General features: G+C 69.3%; 17 protein-coding genes and 1 tRNA gene. 4 read left to right on the top strand and 14 right to left on the bottom strand.

The annotated features are described in order from the left end of the window. Position 1: 1 nt before the first annotated feature. From pknB to KY498_RS12200, 7 genes are all read right to left on the bottom strand, one after another. Entirely contained in the window at positions 2–1,705 is a 1,704-nt protein-coding gene (pknB, locus tag KY498_RS12170; protein ID WP_060959610.1) for a Stk1 family PASTA domain-containing Ser/Thr kinase, read from the bottom strand. An 87-nt stretch (positions 1,706–1,792) separates the two neighbouring features. After that, entirely contained in the window at positions 1,793–3,517 is a 1,725-nt protein-coding gene (locus KY498_RS12175; RefSeq protein ID WP_061782374.1) for a serine/threonine-protein kinase, read from the bottom strand. Further along, a complete protein-coding gene (locus KY498_RS12180; RefSeq protein ID WP_060959612.1) occupies positions 3,514–4,974 on the bottom strand; it encodes a penicillin-binding protein 2 in 1,461 nt (486 codons plus the stop codon). The genes KY498_RS12175 and KY498_RS12180 overlap by 4 nt, the downstream gene beginning before the upstream one ends. Next, entirely contained in the window at positions 4,971–6,362 is a 1,392-nt protein-coding gene (locus tag KY498_RS12185) for an FtsW/RodA/SpoVE family cell cycle protein (RefSeq protein WP_060959613.1), read from the bottom strand. The genes KY498_RS12180 and KY498_RS12185 overlap by 4 nt, the downstream gene beginning before the upstream one ends. Next, a complete protein-coding gene (locus KY498_RS12190; protein WP_191009256.1) occupies positions 6,359–7,597 on the bottom strand; it encodes a PP2C family serine/threonine-protein phosphatase in 1,239 nt (412 codons plus the stop codon). The genes KY498_RS12185 and KY498_RS12190 overlap by 4 nt, the downstream gene beginning before the upstream one ends. A 10-nt stretch (positions 7,598–7,607) precedes the next feature. Next, entirely contained in the window at positions 7,608–8,150 is a 543-nt protein-coding gene (locus KY498_RS12195; protein ID WP_101307093.1) for an FHA domain-containing protein, read from the bottom strand. Beyond that, positions 8,147–8,878, bottom strand: coding sequence for a DUF3662 and FHA domain-containing protein (locus tag KY498_RS12200; RefSeq protein ID WP_191009255.1), 732 nt, complete (start codon positions 8,876–8,878; stop codon positions 8,147–8,149). The genes KY498_RS12195 and KY498_RS12200 overlap by 4 nt, the downstream gene beginning before the upstream one ends. Positions 8,879–9,108: 230 nt before the next feature. Here KY498_RS12200 and KY498_RS12205 point away from each other — a divergent pair. The 3 genes from KY498_RS12205 to KY498_RS12215 all read left to right on the top strand — a co-directional run bounded on the left by KY498_RS12205 (position 9,109) and on the right by KY498_RS12215 (position 13,453). Continuing rightward, positions 9,109–9,195, top strand: a tRNA-Leu gene (locus tag KY498_RS12205). 622 nt (positions 9,196–9,817) lie between these two features. Beyond that, positions 9,818–12,001, top strand: a complete 2,184-nt coding sequence (locus KY498_RS12210) for a putative Ig domain-containing protein (protein ID WP_191009254.1) — start codon at positions 9,818–9,820, stop codon at positions 11,999–12,001. Positions 12,002–12,169: 168 nt separating this feature from the next. After that, entirely contained in the window at positions 12,170–13,453 is a 1,284-nt protein-coding gene (locus KY498_RS12215) for a sigma-70 family RNA polymerase sigma factor (RefSeq protein WP_219879384.1), read from the top strand. A 22-nt stretch (positions 13,454–13,475) separates the two neighbouring features. Here the strand turns inward: KY498_RS12215 and KY498_RS12220 are convergent, their stop codons facing one another. The 3 genes from KY498_RS12220 to KY498_RS12230 all read right to left on the bottom strand — a co-directional run bounded on the left by KY498_RS12220 (position 13,476) and on the right by KY498_RS12230 (position 16,673). After that, positions 13,476–14,210: a hypothetical protein gene (locus tag KY498_RS12220; protein ID WP_191009252.1), complete on the bottom strand. Its 735-nt coding sequence runs from the start codon at positions 14,208–14,210 to the stop codon at positions 13,476–13,478. Then, the gene (locus KY498_RS12225) at positions 14,200–14,730 is read right to left on the bottom strand and encodes a hypothetical protein (protein ID WP_191009251.1); all 531 of its coding nucleotides are present in this window, start codon (positions 14,728–14,730) and stop codon (positions 14,200–14,202) included. Before KY498_RS12225 ends, KY498_RS12220 begins: the two co-directional genes overlap by 11 nt. A 284-nt stretch (positions 14,731–15,014) precedes the next feature. After that, positions 15,015–16,673 carry a putative Ig domain-containing protein gene (locus KY498_RS12230; RefSeq protein ID WP_191009250.1) on the bottom strand — a complete coding sequence of 553 codons (1,659 nt, stop codon included), beginning with the start codon at positions 16,671–16,673 and terminating at the stop codon, positions 15,015–15,017. A 360-nt stretch (positions 16,674–17,033) separates the two neighbouring features. Between KY498_RS12230 and KY498_RS12235 the strand changes: the two genes are divergently transcribed. After that, positions 17,034–18,446 carry a sigma-70 family RNA polymerase sigma factor gene (locus KY498_RS12235; protein ID WP_191009249.1) on the top strand — a complete coding sequence of 471 codons (1,413 nt, stop codon included), beginning with the start codon at positions 17,034–17,036 and terminating at the stop codon, positions 18,444–18,446. A gap of 5 nt (positions 18,447–18,451) precedes the next feature. Here KY498_RS12235 and KY498_RS12240 read toward each other — a convergent pair whose 3' ends face one another. The 4 genes from KY498_RS12240 to KY498_RS12255 all read right to left on the bottom strand — a co-directional run bounded on the left by KY498_RS12240 (position 18,452) and on the right by KY498_RS12255 (position 21,447). Then, positions 18,452–19,123, bottom strand: a complete 672-nt coding sequence (locus KY498_RS12240) for a GntR family transcriptional regulator (RefSeq protein WP_191009248.1) — start codon at positions 19,121–19,123, stop codon at positions 18,452–18,454. An 84-nt stretch (positions 19,124–19,207) separates the two neighbouring features. Further along, complete coding sequence (locus KY498_RS12245; RefSeq protein ID WP_060959618.1) at positions 19,208–19,639, bottom strand: SHOCT domain-containing protein; 432 nt, start codon at positions 19,637–19,639, stop codon at positions 19,208–19,210. Between the two features lie 44 nt (positions 19,640–19,683). Next, on the bottom strand, positions 19,684–20,667 hold the full coding sequence (locus tag KY498_RS12250) for an AraC family transcriptional regulator (RefSeq protein ID WP_219879385.1): 984 nt from the start codon (positions 20,665–20,667) through the stop codon (positions 19,684–19,686). Positions 20,668–20,763: 96 nt separating this feature from the next. Continuing rightward, positions 20,764–21,447, bottom strand: coding sequence for a GntR family transcriptional regulator (locus KY498_RS12255; RefSeq protein ID WP_191009246.1), 684 nt, complete (start codon positions 21,445–21,447; stop codon positions 20,764–20,766). Between the last annotated feature and the right edge of the window lie 31 nt (positions 21,448–21,478).

The raw sequence follows: 21,478 nt of genomic DNA on the forward strand, positions 1-21,478 counted from the left end.
GTCAGGTGCCGGAGCAGACCCGCAGTTCCACCGTGGAGTGGATGGGGACGTCTCCCGGCGGCAACGACTGTCCGGCGACGATCGGCGTGCCGGGGTTGGCGGGGCACGACGGATCCTCGACGACGGTCGGCGTGAGCTTCAGGCCGTCCGACTCGAGTTCGCGCGTCGCGGCCTCCACCGTGTAGCCGACCAGATTCACCAGCGCGACCTTGCCGCTGGCCACCGTGAGGTTGACGCGCGTGCCGACGGGCACCTGCGCTCCCTCGGTCTGGTCGGCCGACATCACGATGCCCTGCGCCAGATCGGGGTCGCTGCGGGTCGTGACCGCGCCCAGCTGCAGGCCGGCCGTCTTCAGAGCGGCCTCGGCTTGCGTGGACGACAGACCCGTGAGCGCCGGCACGGCGCTGGTCTGCTGGCCCGTCGACACGTAGACGGTGATCGACTGACCCGGTGCGACCGTGGTGCCTGCGCCCGGATCGGTGCGGATGACGTTGCCTTCCGTGATCTGGTCGCTGCTCTGGTCGACGCGCCGCGGCTGCAGATCCTGGGCCGTGAGCGTCTCGCTCGCGCGGTCCCACGACATGTCGGTGACGTCTTCGACGATGCGGGAGTTCTGGGGCACGGGCGTGCCCGGGCGACTGGTCATCACCCAGATCAGCACGGAGATCAGGACGACCGCCAGCACGGCGACGCCCGCCCAGATCCAGGCCGCGGGCGGGCCTGCCTGCGTGCGTCTCATCGTCGTGTCCGCGGTCAGCTGCCGGAGCGACCGCGCGGTCTCGGCCGCCTGCCGCGGGTTGGCGCCGTAGAGCTCGCTGGTGAGCGCCCCCACCTGCTTCTTCGTGGGTGCGCGCCCCTCGAGGGTCGCGTCGAGCGCCTGTCGGAAGGAGGCCGCGTCCTGGTAGCGCTGGAACGGATCCTTGGCGAGAGCACGCAGGGCCACGGCATCCACCGAGCGGGGGATCGCGTCGACGAGCTCCGAGGGAGCCAGCGGCGTCTCGCTGACGTGCTGGTACGCCACGGCGACGGGCGACTCGCCGCGGAACGGCTGACGGCCGGTGAGGAGCTCGTACAGGACGATGCCGGCCGAGTAGAGGTCGGCCCGGGCATCGACCGGCTCGCCCTTCGCCTGCTCCGGCGAGAGGTAGGCGGCGGTCCCGATGATCGCGGTCGTCTCGGCGACCGTCGAGGAGGAGTCGGACACGGCGCGGGCGATGCCGAAGTCCATCACCTTGACCTGGCCGGCCGCGGTGATCATGACGTTGCCCGGCTTGATGTCGCGGTGCACGACGCCCGCACGGTGCGAGTACTCGAGGGCCTCCAGGATGCCGTCCACGTAGCGGATGGCATCGGGGACCGCGACACCGCCGTCGGTGACCAGGTCTTTCAGCAGGGTGCCCTCGACGAGCTCCATGACGATGTACGGAACCTGGTGCGCCGTGCCGTCGGGGTCGGTCTCGGTGTCCTCTCCGGCGTCGTAGACGCGGACGATCGCCGGGTGCGACATCCTCGAGGCGGACTGCGCCTCGAGCCGGAAACGGGTGCGGAAGGCGTTGTCGTCGGCGAGCTCGCGCTTGAGGACCTTGATCGCGACCTGGCGGCCGAGGGTCAGATCTTGTCCACGGTAGACGCTCGCCATCCCACCGCGGCCGATGAGCTCATCGACGCGGTACCGCTCGGACAGCACACGCTGCTCTCCCGACACTTCTCTCCCCTGGGCTGACTCACCGCCAGCCTAATCGAACCCTGCTGAACGCCTCCTGGGGCGCCCCCGTCCCAGGAGCCTCGCCGCTCAGGGCGCCGGAGTTCCCGTCGACGTGCTCGCCGTGGGGATCTGCGCCTGGCCCTCCTGCGAGGAGCCGCTCTCGCGGTCGCCGCACTGCGCGGTGTATTTCACCAGAATGAGTGATCCCGGCTGCACGTCCTTGTCGGCGGTCACCTGCAGGCTGCGCGGTGCGGTCGGCGACTGGTAGGTCGTGCTGTCGTTGGCGTTGAAGGTGCCGTTGATCACCGTGAAGTTGTACGCCGTGACCGACGACCCGGCCGGGCAGCTGAAGGCCTCCCACGTCACCGTGAACGTCTGCGACCCCTTGGGATCGTTCGTCACGGTCGGCGCCGTGGGCGTGCCGATCGGCGACATCTCGTCGTAGAAGGTCACCGTGATGATGCTGCCGGTGGGGACTTCGCCGCGCGTCGGGTTGGTCTGGTAGATCTTGCCGACCTCGGCGTCGGTCGGAGCGGCGGAGCCGCGTTCGCACGTGATCTGGACGTCGTTCGCGGTGGCGATGGACTGCGCCTCGTCACACGTCTTTCCGATCAGTCCGAGGCTGTCGATCGACACCGTCGTCTTGCTCGGCGTCGGCGTGGGAGTCGTGGGTGTGCGGGAGGCCGTCGTCGACGTGGTCGTCGGCGTCGGCGTCGGCTGCCCGCCCTGGTTGGCGAACAGTGCGAACAGCGTGCCGCCGAGGACGATCAGCAGCAGCGCGATGAGCGCGACGAGCGGCCACGTCCACGGGCTGCGCTTCTTCTTCGGCTCCTCGGCGGGCGCTCCCGCGTCCGCCGCCGAACCCAGCGCGGCGGCGGTCGGCAGGATGCGGGTCGCCTCCTGGGTCGCCATCCCCGGAGTGAGCAGCTTGGTGACGTCGTCGAGCGCCATCGCTCCCGCGATCGCGGGGACGATCGCCACCGCCCCGGCGACGTCGCCGCGACGCAGCGCCGTGGCGGCCCGGGCGACCGCCGACGCGGTGGCCGGCCGGTCTTCGGGCTTCTTGGCGATCATGCTCATGACGAAGTTGCGCACCGGCTCGGCGATGGTGGCCGGCAGCGGAGGCGGAGCGTCGTTGATCTGCGCCATCGCGATGGCGACCTGCGACTCACCGGTGAAGGGGCGCTTGCCCGCCAGGCACTCGTAGGCGACGATGCCCAGCGAGTAGATGTCCGTCGCCGGGGATGCCGGGTGACCCGACGCCTGCTCGGGCGACAGGTACTGGACCGTGCCCATCACCTGTCCGGTCGCCGTCAGGGGCACCTGGTCCGCGATGCGCGCGATGCCGAAGTCGGTGATCTTCACACGCCCGTCGGGCGTGATCAGGAGGTTGCCGGGCTTGATGTCGCGGTGGACGAGGCCGGCCGCGTGGGCGGCCTGCAGGGCGGCGGCGGTCTGTGCGACGATGTCGAGCGTCTTGTCGGTCGACAGCGACCCTTCGCGCTCCAGGATCGTCGACAGCGCCTCGCCGGGCACGAGCTCCATCACGAGGAAGGCCGAGCCGTTCTCCTCGCCGTAGTCGAAGACGCTGGCGATGCCCTCGTGGTTGACGAGCGCCGCGTGGCGGGCCTCGGCACGGAAACGCTCCAGGAAGCCCGGGTCGCCCATGTACTCGTCTTTGAGGATCTTGATCGCGACGGTGCGTCCGATCACGTGGTCGGTGGCCTCCCAGACCTCGCCCATGCCGCCGATCGCGATCCGCGAGTCCAGCTCGTAGCGTCCACCGAAGCTCACACCCTGTGTCGGTCTCATCTGCTCAGCACCGCCTCCATGACTTTCTTCGCGATTGGAGCCGCGATCCCGTTGCTCGTGCCGGACTGCCCGAGACCTCCGCCGTTCTCCACCATGACGGCGACGACCACCTTCGGATCCTGCGCCGGGGCGAAGCCCGTGAACCAGAGCGTGTACGGATCCGAAGCCCCATGCTCTGCCGTCCCGGTCTTCCCGGCCACATCGACCCCGTCTATTGTTGCACCGCTGGCAGCGCCGTCACGGACATTCGAGATCATCAGCGAGGTCATCGTCGCGGCATCCGTCGTGCTGAGCGCGCGGCCCAGCTCGGTGTCGGCGAAGCTCTCCTGCACCGTCAGATCCGGGGCCACGACGCGGTCGACCATGCGGGGCTTCATCACGACCCCGTCGTTGGCGATACCGGCCGCGACCATCGCCATCTGCAGCGGCGTCGCCGTGACGTCGCCCTGGCCGAAACCGCTGAGCGCGACCTGCGCATCGCTGAGCTTCGACGTCGGGTAGACCGATCCCGTGACCGCGAGGGGGATGTCGAGATCGGCGCCGTTGAACCCGAACTTCTCCGCCTCGGCGCGCAGCGCGTCCTGGCCGAGGGCGACGGCGAGCTGGGCCATCGGGATGTTGCAGCTCAGCCGCAGCGCGGTGGCGATGGTGACCTGGTCGCCCGGTCCGCACGTGTTGCCGTCGAAGTTGCGGATGGAGGTCGAGGTGCCGGGCAGGGTGTAGGTCGCCGGGTTCGGGAAGGTCGAGTCCGGCGTGAACTTTCCGGACGACAGGGCAGCCGACACGACGACGAGCTTGAACGTCGAGCCGGGCGGGTTGAGGGTGCCGATCGTGCGGTTCTCCAGCGGGTTGACCGCCGCGCTGAGCAGCTCGTCGTACGTCGTGTTGACCTGCTTGGCGTTGTGCACCGCCATCGCGTTGGTGTCATAGCTCGGGCTGGTCACCATCGCCAGGATGCGTCCGGTCGTGGGGTCCATCGCCACGACGGCGCCCTGGTAGCTGCCGAGGGCGTCGAAGGCGGCCTTCTGGATGGTCGGGTCGAGGGTCAGCAGCACGTTGGACCCGCGGGCCGGCTGACCCGTGATCACCCGCTCGACGCGGGACAGGAACTGCGAGCTCGCGGTGCCGGACAGCTCCTTGTTCATGGACTGCTCGAGACCCGTCAGGGAGTTCAGCAGCGGGTTCATGTAGCCGGTGACCGGCGCCCACATCTGCGGATCGACGTACTGGCGCTGCCACGCGTACACGTCGTCGCTGGGCACGGAGTCGGCGATCACGGTGTCGCCCGCGATGATCGACCCGCGCTGCACCTCGAAGGCGTCGTACAGGGCGCGCTTGTTGCGCGGGTTCTCGCCGAGGTCGCCGGCCTGCACGACCTGGATCCAGCTGGTCGCGCCGAACAGGGCGATGAACATCGCCAGCATGATGAACGACAGCCGTCGCAGCTCACGGGTCATCCGATCACCACCCGGGGTCGGGAGCGCACGGCATCCGAGATCCGCAACAGCAGCGCGACGATGATCCAGTTGGCCACCAGCGAGGAGCCGCCGGCCGCGAGGAACGGGGTCGTCAGACCCGTCAGCGGGATCAGGCGGGTGACGCCGCCGACCATGATGAACACCTGCAGGGCGATCGTGAACGACAGGCCCGTCGCGAGGAGCTTGCCGAAGTCGTCTTGTCCGGCGATACCGATGCGGATGCCGCGGCTCGCGAAGACCATGTACAGGCAGAGGATCGCGAAGACGCCGATCAGGCCCAGCTCCTCGCCGAGGCTGGGGAAGATGTAGTCGCTCTGCGACAGCGGCGTCAGGCCGGGGCGTCCGCGACCGAGTCCCGTCCCGAGCAGCCCGCCCTCGGAGAGGCCGAAGATGCCGCTGACCAGCTGGTAGCTGCCGCCGTCGCGATCGATGACGGCGGGGTTGAAGGCGTCGAGCCAGTTCTGGAAGCGCCAGCCGACGTACGTCAGCACCTGCGAGGCGATGATCGCCCCGCCGACGGCGAGGAGCACGCCGAGCACCGCCCAGCTGGTCTTGCCGGTCGCCACGTAGATCATGGCGATGAACATGCCGAACATCAGCAGACCGGTGCCGAGGTCGCGTTGGAAGACGATGATCGCCATCGAGGCGAGCCAGATCAGCAGCAGCGGACCGAGCTCGCGGGCGCGTGGCCAGGTCATCCCGAGGAAGCGGGTGCCGACCGAGCTCAGCGCCTCGCGGGTGCGCACCAGGTAGCCGGCGAAGAAGATCGCGAGCGCGATCTTGGCGAGCTCGCCCGGCTGGAACGAGAAGATGCCGCCGATCGAGATCCAGACGTCGGCGTTGGCGTCGGTGCCGAGGCCCGGGATGAACGGCAGCACGAGCAGGAGGATGCCGGCGAAACCGAACACGTACGTGTAGCGGAACAGCACACGGTAGTTCTTGAGGAAGACGACGATCGCGACGGCTGCCGCCGTGGCGATCGCGAGCCAGACGAGCTGGCGCGTGGACAGGGCGTCCCAGCCGGTGCTCTGATCCTCGATGTCGATGCGGTAGATCATGGCGAGCCCGAGTCCCGACAGCACGGTCGCGATCGGGACGACGAAGGGATCTGCCTGCGACGCCTTGAAACGCAGCACGATGTGCAGCCCCAGGACGAGGACCGTCAGTGCGCCGCAGTAGTAGAGGAACGTCCAGTCGATGTGGCCGAGCGCGCCCAGCTGCACGAGTGCGATGGCGGCGCCGTTGATCGCGAACGCGAACAGCAGCAGACCCAGCTCGCGATTGCGCTGCGTCTGCGGCACGCGGAGTCTCCGCAGCGCCTTGACGACCGTCGTATCGGTCTGGACGGTGTCGGTCGACGCGCTCATCGCTCATCCTCCACGGTGGTGCGCAGCGTGTCGACGATCTGCTCCGCGTCGGACAGCGACCGCGCGGAGATGGTCGAGGTGACCGCGAGCCGCTGGTAGAACGGCAGGTCCTTCAGCATGATGCCGGTGTCCTCGTAGACCGAGGAGAGCGAGAGCGGACCGAGATCCTGCTGGATGCCGCGGAAGATGACGACGGTGTCGGTGTCGGCGCCCACGAAGTACCGCGTCTGGGTCCAGCTGTAGGCGCCCAGCGCCGCCGCCGCGAGCGCGAGGAGGATCGTCAGCAGCCCGACCACCCACCACACGCGTCGACGGCGGGCGCGGCGCCGATCCTCCTCGATGAGCTCCTCGAGGAACTCGGCGGCGGGCTCGAAGTGCGTCGGCTCGTTCGCGGCCTGCCGCGCCGCGTGCAGCCAGCTGGTGCGACCGGGTCGGGCGGCCGGAACCTCGACGCCCTGCGGGTTGGATGCCGAGCCGACGATGGTGGCGGTCCCGCTGAACATGGGGTGGCTGCCGCCCACGTCGACGATGACGACCGTGACGTTGTCGGGAGCCCCGCCGTCGAGGGCCTGCTTGAGCAGGAGGTCGGCGGTGCGCCCCGGAGGGTAGTGGTGGCCCAGCACCTTGCTCGTGTGGGCGTCGTCGACGACCCCGGACAGACCGTCGGAGCACAGCAGCCAGCGGTCGCCGGGCTGCGTCGGCATGATGAAGGTGTCGACCTCGGGGTCGGGGTCCATGTCGCCGAGCACGCGCATGAGCACCGACCGGCGGGGGTGGTAGCGCGCTTCCTCGGGGGTGATGCGACCCGAGTCGACGAGGCGCTGCACGAAGGTGTGGTCCGTCGTGATCTGAGTGAGCGCGTCGTCGCGGTACAGGTAGATGCGGGAGTCGCCGATGTGGGCGATGACGGCGTAGTCGTCGACCATGATGAGGCCGCTGACGGTCGTCCCCATGCCGGCGAGCTCGGGCCGGCGTGCGACGGTGTCGATGAGCACGGCCGCCGTGGAGGAGATCGCCTCCTGAAGGGCCTGTTCGGCCTCACCGGTGGACCCGTACGGGTGGTCGAGCTCCTTCAGACGGTGGACGGCGATGCTCGAGGCGACATCCCCGCCGGCGTGGCCGCCCATGCCGTCGGCGACGACGAAGAGGTTCGAGCCGGCGTAGCCCGAGTCCTGATTGTTGGAGCGCACCTTCCCCGTATGGGAGATGGCGACGCTCGATCCCTCGAACACCATGAGCCGCGGGCTACTTCCTCAGCTCGAACGTCGTCGCGCCGACCTTGATCGGTGCGCCCACGCGCACGGGCACCGGGGTGCTCACGCGTGCGCCGTCGTGCCAGGTGCCGTTGGTGGAGTCGAGGTCCTGGATCATCCACTGGTCGCCCCACAGCAGCAGGCGGGCGTGATGGCTGGACGTGTAGTCGTCGCGGATGACGAGCCCGGACTCGCTGGAGCGGCCGATCGTGAGGGCCTCGGAGCCGAGGGGGAGTTCGAGGCCGGCCTTCGGTCCGCTCGTGATGACGATGCGCGACACGGCGTCGCGGGTCGCCTTCTGCGGCCCGCTCGGTGTGGGCGCCGCCGCGGGGGCGGCGGGGGCGATGGGCGCCGTGGCGGCCTGCGCGGGAGCGGATGCCGCCGCCGGGGCGAGCCCCGCGGCCGCCGGCTCGGGGAGCTTTCGAACCTTCACGCCGAAGAGGTCGGCGCGCAGGGAGTAGACGACGGCGAACACGAAGAACCACAGCAGGATCAGGAATCCGATCTGCAGCAGCAGGAGGGTCAACTCGCTCACGCGGATCCTCCGAATCCAAAGGCGCGGGTCGCGTCGGCGGCAGAGGTGGTGGGGCGGGGAGGCGTCGCCTGTGCGACGACGCGGAAGACGATGTCGGTGCGTCCGATCGTGATCACCGAGTCGGGCGGCAGCGGAGCCTCCGCGATCTTGGTGCCGTTCAGCTGCGTGCCGTTGGTGGAGCCCATGTCGCGGACCATCGCGCGCTCGCCGTCCCAGAGGATCTCGACGTGGCGGCGGCTGGTGCCGGCATCCGGGATGGTGATGTCGGCGTCGCTGCCGCGCCCGATGACGGTGCGCCCCTTCGCGAGGGGGTGCTGCGCTCCGGTGATCTCCACGACGCCGCGCCACGCGACCTGGCCGGCGGCCGTCTGGGATGCCACGCGCAGCGTCCCCGTCGACAGCGTCGGATCCGCGGTGAGCGAGATGGTCACGGGTCCCGCGAACGTGAAGCCCTGTGCCTTCGCGTGCGCATCGACGAGCGTGTGCAGCTCGGAGTCGAGCGCGCTGCCCAGGGACAGCATGCGCTCGGCATCCGCCGGCGACATGCGCACCTCGAACGTGTTGGGGGCCAGGATGCGGTCGCGGCTGACGACGGCAGCCTTCGCATCGAGCTCGCTGCGCAGGGCGGCCGCGATCTCGACGGGCTGAATGCCACTACGGAAGGACTTCGCGAACGCGCTGTTCACTGCGCGCTCGAGTCCCTTCTCGAAGCTGTCCAGTAGTCCCACAGGGCTCCTCAGGATCGCCGACCGGTGCGTACATGCTAGTTGCACAGGCTGAGCGCACGCGGAACGTGCGATGTCGGGCGTCGCGTTTCGACTCGCTGCGCTCGCTCAACGACCGGGGGCCCCGCCCGCCCCGTGCGTTGAGCGAGGCGCGCAGCGCCGAGTCGAAACGCCTCCCGTCTCGTGATATCCTCGGGAAGTTGAGTCCGTGAGATCTTCGGATGTCGCGGCTCGCGCGAGTGGCGGAATAGGCAGACGCGCTGGCTTCAGGTGCCAGTGCCCGAAAGGGCGTGGGGGTTCAACTCCCCCCTCGCGCACCACAGGAAGACGAAGGAAATCACCCCGGCTTCACCGGTGGTGATCTGGTCTCCTACGGTTCGATGGAAAAGGTCACCCTCCGGGGTGGCCTTTTCTGCTGTTCGGGGCCTTTCCGGGCGCGCCGCACCGAATGATCGTCGCGCATTTCCGATCAGCGTTGCGTGGCGTCATTCCCGAATGGGCGGACGAGGGATCAGGGGGATGTGAACCTCGGGTGGGTGGGAGCCGGTGGGGTCGGACATCCCACCCTGCGACCGCTCTCACGCTTGGGGAACGTGAGGTCGGCGCCGCTGAAAACCCCCCAGTCCTCAGCACCCGAGCGCGGCGATTTCGAGTCGCCTCAAAGAACCCCGCACTGTATATCAACGAGCCAACGATCGTTTTCTATCGTTCTCGAATCTCCTGGACGGCAGGTCGTCAATCTCGCGTCATGGCAGCTATACATTCGGCTGGTGTGTCTATACATTTGGCTGATGCATCTGGGGGTGCGGGGGTGAATCAAGCGACGGCATCGTCGGTGACGCATCGCTTCTCCGGGTCCTTTTTCGACTGAACGGAGATCACATGCCATCCACCACCGCCGACACGCGAGGGAGGCGCCACCGGCTGACGGAGAGGCGCGTCGTGACCGCGACCCTTGCGACGGCTGCCGCGGCCCTCACTGCCGTCCTCGTCGCGGCTCCCGCGGTAGCACTCCCGGATCCTGACTTCGGTCCGGTCGTCGGCGGGACCTCTGTCAGCATCGATGGCTCCGACTACGGGTTCGTCGACGCGGCCGTCGGCTTCTACGTCGGGTTCGCGATCACCGCAGACGGGCGGATCTTCTCCAACGGGATGTCCACCGGCAACGGGATGCTGGGGACCGGCTCGACGGCGTGGACGCAGGAGACGGTTCCGGTGGAGGTCGTGCGGCCCGCCGGGATCTCCTTCACGTCGGTCACTTCGGGCCAATCGTCCGCGTTCGCGACCGGTGACGACGGTGTGTTGTATTCGTGGGGCGCGAACGACTACGGCGAGCTCGGCGACGGAACGAACACGAGCCACGCCACACCCAGTCCCGTGTCTCAGGGTGCCGTCCCCGCGGGCGTCCCTCTCACGAAGGTCGCCGCTCGGTATGACGGCGGGCTGAGTTTCGGCGACTCGGTGATCGCTCTCGGAGACGGTCGCGCCTACACCTGGGGGGACAACAGTTCCGGCCAGCTCGGCGACGGGTCCACGATCAACCGGAATGCGCCGGTAGCCGTGGCGCAGGGTGCCGTGCCGTCGGGAGTTCGATTCACCGACGTCGCCAGCGCAGGGTCGAGCATGTACGCCCTCGGTGACGACGGCAAGGTCTATGCCTGGGGCGCCAACGACTACGGTCAGCTCGGCGACGGGACGACGGTGTCGAAGACGTCGCCGGTGGCGGTGGCCGCTGGTGGGGTTCCGTCCGGCGTCCGGCTCACCTCTGTCGTCGCCGGTCTTCGATGGGCGGCGGCTCTCGGTGACGACGGACACGTCTACGCGTGGGGTAACGGCGCGAGTGGCCAGCTCGGCAACGGGACGACCGTGACGTCCTCCGTGCCGGTTGTCGTCTCCGATGGTGCGATCCCTGCAGGTGCCTCCGTCGTCACCCTCACGGCGGGAAGGAACTCGGGCTTTGCCGTGACCTCGGACGGCACCGTGTACTCCTGGGGCGACAACACGTACGGTGAGCTCGGCGACGGCACGACCACGAGTCGGTCCACCCCCGTGGCCGTCGGCCAGGGCGTCATCCCCACCGGAGTCTCCCTGGTAGCGATCGCCGCGGGGAACTGGTCGACACGCGGGGTCGGCAGCGACGGAAAGGTCTACGTCTGGGGTGAGAACTGGGGCGGCCAGTACGGCAATGGCTCGATGTTCGGCTCCTCGCCCTCTCCCGTGCTCGGGCCGAACTTCGCCGTCTCGCAGGTGACCTTCGATTCCCTCCCGGGAACCGGCCTTGCGACGACCCCCTCGGGGCTGACGGTGACGACACCGGCCCACCCGGAAGGTCCCGTCGATGTGGCGGTGATCGTCTCGATCTACGGGGGGAGTGTCGCGGGCCCGGTCGCCATCGATCCCGTCGTGTACGTGGACGGCTTCACCTACATCGCGCCGCCGGTGATCACGACGCAGAGCCTGCCGAACGGGGTCGTGGGAACGGCGTACTCCGCCACGGTGACGGCCACCAGCTCCGTGCCCGTCACCTACTCGGTAGCCAGCGGGTCGCTGCCCCCGGGTCTCACGCTCGACCCCGCCACCGGGGTCGTGGCGGGGACCCCGACGACCGACGGCGTCTTCACCTTCGCGGTGACGGCGACGAACGCGATCGGGTCCGATACGCACTCCTACACCGTGCGAATCGTTCCTGCGGCCGTTCCGCCCACGATCACGACTCCGTCCGTGCCGAGCGGCACCGTCGGCACGGGGTATCAGACCGTCGTCGAGGCCACCGGTGACGCGACGATCACCTTCGCCGTCGCGGGCGGTTCGTTGCCGCCGGGGCTCACGCTCGACCCGGCTACGGGGGAGATCACGGGAACTCCGACCCAGGGAGGAACGTTCACCTTCACGATCTCGGCCACCAATGCGGCCGGTCAGGACACTCGCGAGTACACCGTGACCGTCGCGGTGCCGTCCGCGGTGGTGCCGTCCGCGGTGGTGCTGTCGACCGGTTCGCCGTCTTCGCATCTGGCGGTGACGGGTGGGAATGGGCCCAGCTGGCTGCTGGTTTCCGTCGGTACTGCGATGTTGGTCGCGGGTGGCGTGCTGTTCGCTGCGCGTCGTCATGTGATCCGACGCCGCTGAGCTCGCCGCACCGTCGTTGACACCGGGAGGGGCGTTTCGCTGCAGGAGCAGTGAAGCGCTCCTTCCGGCTGCGTGAGCGTCGTCACGTCCCTCACCGATTCCACCCACACGTCACTCGAGCGCATCGATGTCGGCGGTGAAGGCGGTGCCAACCAAGATGGAGTTCCCATGACTCTCCCCGAAGGCGAGGAGGCAGCAACACTCGCACGCCTGAATGTGCGGGCGGCGCAAGGAGAGAACGACGCGGCTGCCGAATACCTCCGCCACGTGCTCCCGTTCCTGCGCGCGACGGCGGTCAAGATCGTGCTCCCACCCCTGGACGCGGATGAGCTTCTCAGCGAAGCGCTTGTCCGCCTCCTTCATAAGTGGAACGACGGAACAGGCCCGGATCAGCTGGCTCACGCGTACGTCATACGCACCATTCGAAACCTCGTGGTCGACGAGCTGCGCTCTCCTCGTTCACGAAACGTCCCGCTCCCGGAGGATGACCTCTTCGTCGACGACGATGCCGTGCGGAGTCTGCGCGACGCCGAGTTGGCAAGTGAGTCCGCCCTCATCCGGGAGGCTTTGGCGGAGCTTCCGCGGGACCAGCAGCGGGTGCTCCTCGACGTGGTCGTCGGCGGTCGCAAGCCTCGTGAACTCACCACGGAGCTGGGGAGGAACGCTCCGGCGATCTCGAATCTGCTGAAGCGGGCGAAAGCGAACCTGAGTCGTCAGGCTCTCATCCAGAGCCTTCGAAGCGGTCAGGAGGACTGTCGACGCAATGCGAGGGAGATCCCCCGCGTGCCGTCTGCGGACTGGCGCGATCACGACGTGCGCGACGCGGGCATGCGTCACGTCGAAGGCTGCCGGACCTGCCAGGGGAACTGGGCGAGGTGGGCGACGATCCCGACCGCCCTCGGTGTCGGAGCGGGTCTCGTCGTCGCGCTCACGGACCGGCCGAGTGGAGCATCTGCCGTAGAAGAGCGCCCCGAGGAGGCCTCGCCCGAGCACCGGTCGGGCCCGCGACGGGCGCCCTCACCTCCGCGTGCTCGCTCGATCCTCGCCGTCGCCGGTGTGACCCTGGGGCTCGCGGGGGTGTTGGTCGTCACCGCGGGAGTCTTCGGTGCGACGGGCGCCGGGGAGGTCAAACCTGAGGGTCGACTCGATGTGAGGCCGATCTCCGCGACGCAGCTCTCCATCGACTTCGATGTGAGTGCGGCGTCGTGGCAGGTGGATTCCGTGGAGATCCTGGTGACGGGCGGCACGGTCGAGGCGGTGCCGTCGGGGTGGGACTGTCGATACGTGACGTCCACGCTCGAATGCCGACCCGGCTCCGGGCCGATTGACGCGACCATCACGATCCGTCCGAACCCCGACACGTCCGTCACCGTCTACCACCTCGAGGTCGACGGTCGGTCCGGCTCCTACGCCCTCCACGGTGTCGCCGACGGGGTGCTGCCGCGGTCGTGATCGCCCCGCGCGAGCCGGTCGATCAGCCGTGGAGCAGGCGCTCCCAGGTGGAAGGCTCGTCGAGCGCGGCGAGCAGTGCCTCGGCCCTGGGCTGAGGAGACTCGAGCTCACGGGCCAGAGCCGCGTTCGCCGTGCGCCGCACGGCAGCCATCGTCTTCGCCCGATCGTGGTGATAGAAGCCGGATCCCGCGGTCAGAGCGACGTCGACGCCCCGCAGCTCGACATCGCGGCGCAGGTCCAGCAGGATGATCGCGTCTTGGACGGGCACCGGGAGGCCGGCGAACTCCGGGGATGTCGCGAAGTCGCTCGGCTGTGCGGGGCGCGCTACCCAGAGGAACGCGAGCAGAACGTCCGGCGCGAGCGCGCGCACCGTCGACTCGGCGATACGGAACTCGTCGCCGAGCACCGCGCTCTCCAGATCCGCTCCGTGTGCGCCCGCCGGCCAGATTCTCGACAGCGAGCCGAGCACCGTCTGCGTCGTCAACGCGCGCTCGGACAGCGGCGACGCGCCGATGTGCGACTCCAGACGTCGGTTTCGGGCACGCACCAGAAGGTAGGCGACGGCGACCGCGACGGGGCCGAATGCGGCAAGGATCGTCGCGGCGACGATGCCGGCGCGCAGCGCTCCACCGAACGACGGGGCCGCTGCGGCGACGACCAGCGCGATGACTCCCAGGAGGGTCAGCACGTAGCCGATCGCAGAGAGGAACCCCCTCAGCAGTCGTTGCGAGAACGGTGCCCGGGAATCAGATCGCATTCCGCGATCGGTCGGCGGATGTCAGCGACCACAGACGATCGATGCCGCCGGAGCGCGCAACGACGGCGGTGTCTTGATGGAGATCTGCTCGGTCGAAGAGCTGGGTCGCGCACGCACTGACCCCGAAGCGCTCCTGGAACCACTGCGAGAGCGCCTGCTGGTGAGAGACCTGCCAGAGGAAGAAGCTGGACTGCTTGTTGTTGCGCGTCTTCCAGGTGATCTTCTCGTCCGCTCGGGTCAGGGCGACGGGAAGAGCTGTCTGCACGGCTACGGTGATCGCATCGACGTCCGGGGTCGTGCGGGTGGGATCCCAGAAGGTGCGGATCACGAACCCCGTGCCTTTGCCGCCGGGGGCGACGAAGCCGCGGTACGCACCGACGTAGCGCGACTCTGCCTGATTCCAGACCTCGAGTGCAGCCTTCGCCTGTTTCTTCACGCCGAAGACACCCGCCTCATCGGTGAGGGCGAGGAAGGCCTCCGGGGTGGTCAGGGCTGCGCCGATAGCGGAATAGTCCGGCATGGTGGTGTCCGATCGTTTCGAGATGGCCGACCCACGGATGTGAGCTGTCCTCTTAACAAACGACGCAACGGGGGAAATCTATCGGTGCGGACAGGCCGACCAGGCCGGGCAGCGACAGAATCCGGTCAGCTCTTCGTGTGTGAGGGTGAGGGCATTCCCCAGATGTTCCTCGGCGAGGCTCTCAGCCGACGCCAGGCCGGCGTTCCCCAGGCGCCGCCGAGGAGGGGGAGCGTTCCCCAAGCGCTCCCCCTCCTCATCCGACGTCGACGTCGTCCGCTCGTCTCTCAGCTGCGCCGCATGCGTCCCGCGAGGGCGAACGTCGCCCCACCGAGCACGATCATCAGCGCGCCCAGCGCACCCCACCCCCAGGGCTGTTCGCCGCCCGTATGGGCGAGTGTTGCGCTCGCGTCGGCGACAGCCGGTGCCGGCGTCGCCGCGGCGGGCGACGCGTCGGTAGACGGCGTCTCCGCTGCAGCCACGACGAGGGCGGGGGAGGTCGCCTCCGCGTCCACCGTGCATGCCGCGGCGGCGTCGACGCGCACGGACAGGGTGTGCCCGAGGTCCGCGTCTCGAATCAGGTACTGCTGCTCGGTGGCTCCGTCGATCGGGTCACCGTCGCGCAGCCACTGGTACGTGACGGTGGTCGGGGTCGGCGTCCAGGTGCCGGGGCTCGCGGTCAGGGTCTGACCCGAACGCGGCGTCCCGGTGACCGTGACGGCTCCGGGTGTGAACGAGCCCTCCCGGACGGACAGGGTGACGGTCGCCGTGTCGGTGGTCACCCCCGGGGCGGGAGTGACGCCGTTGCTCGTCTTGAGGGTCACGACGACGTCGCCGGGCGTCGTCGCCGTCCCCGAGATGATCCCCGTCGTCTCGTCGAGCGCGAGGCCGGGAGGCAGCTCCCCGCTGGAGATGCCGAACCAAGCGGGTTCCGGGGTCCCGCTCGCCGTCGGGGCGTCGGAGGTGAATGCCTGGCACGCGGTGATCTCGTATCGGCGCGTGGCGGTGAGCACGGGAGAGTGGATCTGCCGGAGGGCGATGACGCCCATGCTGTTGGTGGCGGCCGGGTCCTGAGGGTAGTAGTACCCGAGCACGTAGACGGTGCCGTCAGCGCCGGCGGTGACGCCCAGCGTCGACATCGGCATGACCGACGCGAACGTGGGCGAGGATCTGTCGGCGGCGATCTGTGTGCCGGGCAGGCTCAGGTCGGAGGGGTCCGTCACGAAGATCGCGGCGCTCGAGTTGACGGTGTAGAGCCTTCCGTCGGCGCCGATCGTGGCCTGGTCGACGTCAGGGGCCGCCGTGGCGGTCAGCCCGGAGCCGTCGGGGTTCACCGTGTACAGCGTCCCCGACGCCACCCACAGCAGCGCGCCGTCCGGGGTGAGGTTGAGCTGACCCGCCGCAGAGAGTGCGTCCACGCCTGCGGGGAGGGCGACTTCCGTCACGGTGCCCGTCGCCCCGTCGATCGTCCCGACGGACGGGGTGAAGCCGTTCATAATCGTGGCGAATCGACCGTCGTTCAGTCGCACCAGACCCACCGGCGAGTTCGGGGTGCTCAGCGACGTGACGGACAACGGCACACCGTCGGCGGAGAAATGAGCCAGCACGCTTCCCGCGTTGGTTCCGATGACCCAGATCGATCCGTCGGGATCCGCCCAGAGTCCCGTTGGCGAGATGCTGTAGTACTCGTCACCCGGATCGCCTTCGACGACGCCGAACCTCGCGAGCACGTCCCCCGTGGTCGGGTCGTACCGCTGAACCAGCGGCGAGCTCCCCGACGAGTAGTTGGCCATCACATAGAGGGAGCCGTCGGCACCGACGACACCGTTGGTGGGCGTGCCGAAGTGCGCGAACGGTGGCTCGTCCGGTGAACTGTACTGGGTGTCCCAGTGCTGGACGTCCCGATACTCGCCGTCGGAGCCGATCACCGGCGGCTCTGCCGCCATCGCCGGCGCCGCCATCGAGGCCAGCGCAGCGGCTGTTGTGAACGCGAATGCGAGGATGCTGACGCGTCGGGCACGCGGTGCGGCCCTTTCCCCGGGCAGCGTCGATCGCCCATTTGCATGCATTTGAATACTTCCCCCTTGTGATCCATACTGGCCAGGATGCGTTCTCCGCGCAACGTTCGAGTCCGGGGCCGGATACGTCCCACCCACCCCACGAAGGTGCGTTCAGAATCTGTCGCTGAGGCTCCGGTGGCGTCCGGACGATCGAGACGACGACGGCACGTGGCGAGGTCGTACGGGGCTGCGTGCAGCACTGGTGCGCCGTGGGTGAAAAGGGCGGCGACACGAAGGGCCGAAGAGATGCATGAGCATGACGATGACCTGACCGCCGCTGCAGCATCCGGCGATGCGGCGGCGGCCGCGGAGTTCTTCGCCCGAAACCTCCGGATGCTGCACGCCATCGCTCACCGCGTCTCCGGTGGGCTCGTCGATCCCGATGACCTGGTCTCCGAGGCGATCACCTCCGTCCTCGATCGGTGGCGTCGAGGACTCGGTCCGCGGGAGGGGGTCGTCGGCTACATCGTCCAATCGATGCGCAATCGGGTCATCGACGAGGCCCGCTCTCCACGATCGCGCACGTCGGCGCTCCCCGGCGAGGAGGTTCTCGTCGCCGCGGCATCCCCGGAGATCGAGCGCGTGGAACTCCATCGCGAGGCCGGCTACGTCGTCGCCGCGTTGGCCAGCCTCAGCGCCGACCATCAAGCGATCTTGAAGGCGACGATCCTCGATGGACGCAAGCCGGGCGACCTCGTCGACGAACTGGGGCGACCTGCTGCGGCGATCCACTCCCTCAATCGGCGGGCGAAGCTCGCGCTGCGACGGGCGACGCTGTCGATCATGCTGGCCGAGGACGCGCCGCCGGATTGTCGTCGAGCCGCATCCACGCTTCCGAGCGCGATCGCGGATCGGGTGGAGGACACGGCTGATGCCGCCGCGATGGATCACATCCGCTCGTGCGATCGCTGTCGCCGCGTGTGGATTCGTTTCGCCGCGCTCCGTGGCGCGTTCGGGATTGCGGGGCTCCTGGTCCTTGCGGACACCACCGGCCTGATCCGTCCCGCGGCGGCATCTGCGGACGATCGGGTGGTACAGGATGACGCGGCACCCGGCCCCGGCGTCGGCGTGGACGGGCGCGCTGCACCGAGGGGGGCGTGGGCGCGCAACGCGCCCACGGTCATAAAAGCGACCGGCGCGGTGACGGCGGCCGCAGGGGCGGTACTCCTCGGCGGGTTCGTCGCGTCCTCGCTCTCTCCCTCGGCCACGTCCGGCGACACGGCGGGTGCCCCGGATGCCGGGGGGCCTTCGGCTGAGCTCGTCGTCGAGTCGGTCGCTGCCGGCGACGGCACGGGGATGATCCATCTGCGACTCGATCTGGATGACGACACCGGATCGCAGCTGAACCTCACGGTCTCCGTGCCCAGCGGCATCTCCTTCGCGAGCCTGCCCGACCAGTGGAGCTGTGACATCGAGGACAGCGCGGATCGTGAGGTTCTGAGGTGCACGACCTCGGGCTCCACGGATGGCCGCATCGGCCTGCATGACCGGCGGACCGCGGCAGAGGGCACGTACCGGCTCGAGGTGGAGGCCACGACATCCGTGGGGATGACCGGTGTACGCGGATCGATCACGGGAACCGCGACGGGCGCGCTGACTCCCACCGTCCACGTCGCCCGCGCCCGCCTCGGCGAGATCTCGCGGACGGACATCCGGTGACGGGGTCAGGGGTCGGGTGACGCCGGCGCGGCGCCGGGCGTCACGCCGTAGAGCGTCCGGATGGCCTGTTCCGCGCCGACCGCGTCGCGCGCGGCGATGCGGTCGCGCAGCCGCTGCCAGTTCTCGCGGCGCGGTGCCGGTCTGGCGACGACGCCCGACCACCCCCGGAGGTTGCGTTGCACCACGATCGAAGTCTCGCGGATGATCGTGAGGAAGACCCCGTTGCCCGTCGCCCGCGTGGCGAGGAGCCCCAAGGCGGATGCCGCGGCGAAGACCGCTGCCGGCTCGCCCGCGTCGATGCCCGCGAGGGCGGCGTCGACGGTGCCGACGATGTCGGCGAGGTCCTCGTCCGAGCACCGGGAGACGGCCAGGTTCACCGCGTTGCCCAGGAAGTACGCGGCGAACTCGCCGGTGTCGCGGCGGAGCGCATCGTCGGGAGCGGTGACCCGGGTGTAGCGGCCGACCGCGATCTCGACGAGCCCGAAGCGCTCCAGTCGCTGCAGCGCCTCACGCACGGGCGTCCGGGACACGCCGAGCTGCCGCGCGAGCTCGACGTCGCGGAGCCGGTGGCCCGGAGGGAACGTGCCGTCGGCGATCGCCGCACCGATGCGGGCGTAGATCTCGTCGCTCAGGATCATCCCGCTGGTGAGTTCGATGGGAGAAAGCTCGGCACTCATGTCTGTGGAATGGTACGACTCGGCGACGGTGGACGAAAGCGCCGGTGCGGACCCCGAGGGGCCGGGGTCCGCACCGGTCGCGTGTCAGGAGAGGGCTTTGGCCTTGAGGGCGTCGAACTCCGCAGGCGTGATCGTCCCGGCATCCAGCAGGGCCTTCGCCTTCGCGATCTGATCGGCCGGGGTGCTCGGCTCGACCAGCGACCGCACGTAGTCGGACTGGGCCTCCCGAATCTGCGCGGCCTGCGCCTGGTTGCGCTGGCCCATGCTGCGACCGCGCGCGACGAGGTACACGAGCGCCGTCACGATCGGGAAGAACAGCAGGAAGACGATCCACACGGCCTTCCACCCGCCCTTCAGGGTGTTGTCGCGGAACAGGTCGCTGATGATCGCGAAGAGGACGAACAGGTAGGTGAAGATCAGGAAGAGGGTGAGGAACCACCAGATCAGATCTCCGAACGAGCCCCAGAAGCCCTGGTAGGGGTAGGAGATGGGGGTCGCGGTCTCGAGAAGTCGCATGGGAGTCTTTCGATGTGAGGGACGGGATGTTTCCTGACGCGCTGTCAGCGCGCGAGGCCTGTGGGCAGCCGGGGAGCGCCGGCTGAGCGGTACGCGGCGGGGGTGACGCCGAGCCCGTGGACGAAAGCGCGTCGCATGCGCTCGAGATTGCCGAAGCCGCTGACGCGCGCGACATCCTCGACGCTCAAGAGCCGACGGGCCGGATCGGTGAGGGTCGCGCACGCGCGCTCCAGACGCGCCCGTCGCAGCTCGGCGGCCACGGAGGTGCCGGCGGCGGCCAGAATCCGTTGCAGATGACGGACGGAGAGGCCCGCCGCCGTCGCGACGTCGAGGGTGTTCAGCTCCGAGTCGGCGGCATTCGCCGTGATGAAGCTCAACGCGTGAGCGAGCTGCGCGTCCTGACGCCGAGGCCGGGCGCCGTCGTCGAGATCGTCGGCCAAAACTCCCGCGATCAGATGGAGGACGGCCTGCTGCGCCGAGACGCCGACCTGGGTGAGCGGGCTGGGAAGCTCCGCGGTCAGCGCGCGCAGGAACGTGCACACCGCGGCGAGGAAGGACGTCGCCCGGAGGGCGCGGATGCCCGTCGGCGTGGCGGGCAGGCCCTGGCCGTAGAGGACACCGCGGCGCAGGACGACGATGATGACCTGCGCGGTCTCCTCGACGGTCATCTCGAAGGGGAGGTCGCCCGTGACGGCGACGGCGGAGCCGGGGACGGCCGACACGCGGGTGTCGCCCTGCCGGAACAGCAGTCGACCGCCGATCGGCAGGTACACGGTCGTTCCGATCCGGAGCGCCTGCACGTGGGCCGGGGTGCGCTCGATCCGTGCGGGGGAGAGCGTCGTCCGGATGAGTGCCAGCGAGTCGAAGACGACCAGATCGAGCGCGATCGAGAACGTCTCCGGATCGGCGACGATCCGGGAGTGCCAGTCCATCGCCTCGATGCCCGCGACACCCTGCAGTCGTGCCGACACCGGGCGGCGCGGCGTGAAGAAATGCTCCACGACCTCGGCTCCCCCACGGCCACCCATACGCAAAGTATGAGGCGCCGCCGGAGCTCTCGACAACGCGCGCCACGGGAGGCGGTGAATCGCGCCACGCGGGCCCCGGGGGTGCGGGTCTCCGGGTCAGGCCGCGCTCGCCGACTCGATGATCGAGAGGCCGCGTCCCCGCATCCGCTGACGCTCCTGCGCGAGCGCCTCCAGCAGTCGATCGCGCGTGCCGCGGCTGTGCGCGATCACGAGGCGGCGTGCGCCGTCGGTGTCACGTGCGGCGACGGCGGCGACGATCGCGAGGTGCTCGTCGCCGGCCTGCGCGCGCGACTCGGGAGTGCGCACCTCGAGCCACCGCGTGCGCACGAGCCGGGTGAGCGCGTTGCCCATCGCCTCGACCAGGAAGGGGTTTCGCGACAGGCGGGCGAGCGCCAGATGGAAGTCGCCGCCGTCGCGGAGCACCGCGTCGGCGTCGTCGTGGCCGCGGCCGTCGCGGGCCATCGCCTCCAGGGCCGCGATGTCGGTCGCGTCCGCCCGGTCCACGGCGTGTGCGACGACCGCCACCTCGACGGCCTCGCGGTACTCCATGACGGCGCGGATCTCGGTCAGATCGATCGGCGCGACCTGCCAGGAGCGCCCATCGCGCCGCGTCAGCCCCTCGTTCTCGAGCCGCATCAGGGCTGCCCGGATCGGCGTGCGCGAGGCACCGAGGAGCGACTCGAGGCCGCGCTCGCTGAGGCGCTCGCCGGGCAGCAGCTCGAGGGAGAGGATCGCGGTGCGCAGGTTCTCGTAGGTCCCGTTCTCGGATGCCGTGGTCATCGGACCCCCTCCTGGTGCGCCAAACTGGTAT

Origin of the sequence: Microbacterium sp. PAMC21962, from assembly GCF_019443465.1 — a bacterium.
In the GTDB taxonomy this organism is placed as follows: Bacteria; Actinomycetota; Actinomycetes; order Actinomycetales; family Microbacteriaceae; genus Microbacterium; species Microbacterium hominis.

What these genes read in the sequence shown, in the direction of transcription:
- KY498_RS12175 (WP_061782374.1), bottom strand. Translation starts at nt 3,517, where the DNA reads ATGAGACCGACACAGGGTGTGAGCTTCGGTGGACGCTACGAGCTGGAC.
- KY498_RS12230 (WP_191009250.1), bottom strand. Translation starts at nt 16,673, where the DNA reads ATGGCGGCAGAGCCGCCGGTGATCGGCTCCGACGGCGAGTATCGGGAC.
- KY498_RS12240 (WP_191009248.1), bottom strand. Translation starts at nt 19,123, where the DNA reads ATGAGTGCCGAGCTTTCTCCCATCGAACTCACCAGCGGGATGATCCTG.
- KY498_RS12215 (WP_219879384.1), top strand. Translation starts at nt 12,170, where the DNA reads ATGACTCTCCCCGAAGGCGAGGAGGCAGCAACACTCGCACGCCTGAAT.
- KY498_RS12255 (WP_191009246.1), bottom strand. Translation starts at nt 21,447, where the DNA reads ATGACCACGGCATCCGAGAACGGGACCTACGAGAACCTGCGCACCGCG.
- KY498_RS12180 (WP_060959612.1), bottom strand. Translation starts at nt 4,974, where the DNA reads ATGACCCGTGAGCTGCGACGGCTGTCGTTCATCATGCTGGCGATGTTC.
- KY498_RS12250 (WP_219879385.1), bottom strand. Translation starts at nt 20,667, where the DNA reads ATGGGTGGCCGTGGGGGAGCCGAGGTCGTGGAGCATTTCTTCACGCCG.
- KY498_RS12190 (WP_191009256.1), bottom strand. Translation starts at nt 7,597, where the DNA reads ATGGTGTTCGAGGGATCGAGCGTCGCCATCTCCCATACGGGGAAGGTG.
- KY498_RS12220 (WP_191009252.1), bottom strand. Translation starts at nt 14,210, where the DNA reads ATGCGATCTGATTCCCGGGCACCGTTCTCGCAACGACTGCTGAGGGGG.
- KY498_RS12245 (WP_060959618.1), bottom strand. Translation starts at nt 19,639, where the DNA reads ATGCGACTTCTCGAGACCGCGACCCCCATCTCCTACCCCTACCAGGGC.
- KY498_RS12235 (WP_191009249.1), top strand. Translation starts at nt 17,034, where the DNA reads ATGCATGAGCATGACGATGACCTGACCGCCGCTGCAGCATCCGGCGAT.
- KY498_RS12225 (WP_191009251.1), bottom strand. Translation starts at nt 14,730, where the DNA reads ATGCCGGACTATTCCGCTATCGGCGCAGCCCTGACCACCCCGGAGGCC.
- KY498_RS12185 (WP_060959613.1), bottom strand. Translation starts at nt 6,362, where the DNA reads ATGAGCGCGTCGACCGACACCGTCCAGACCGATACGACGGTCGTCAAG.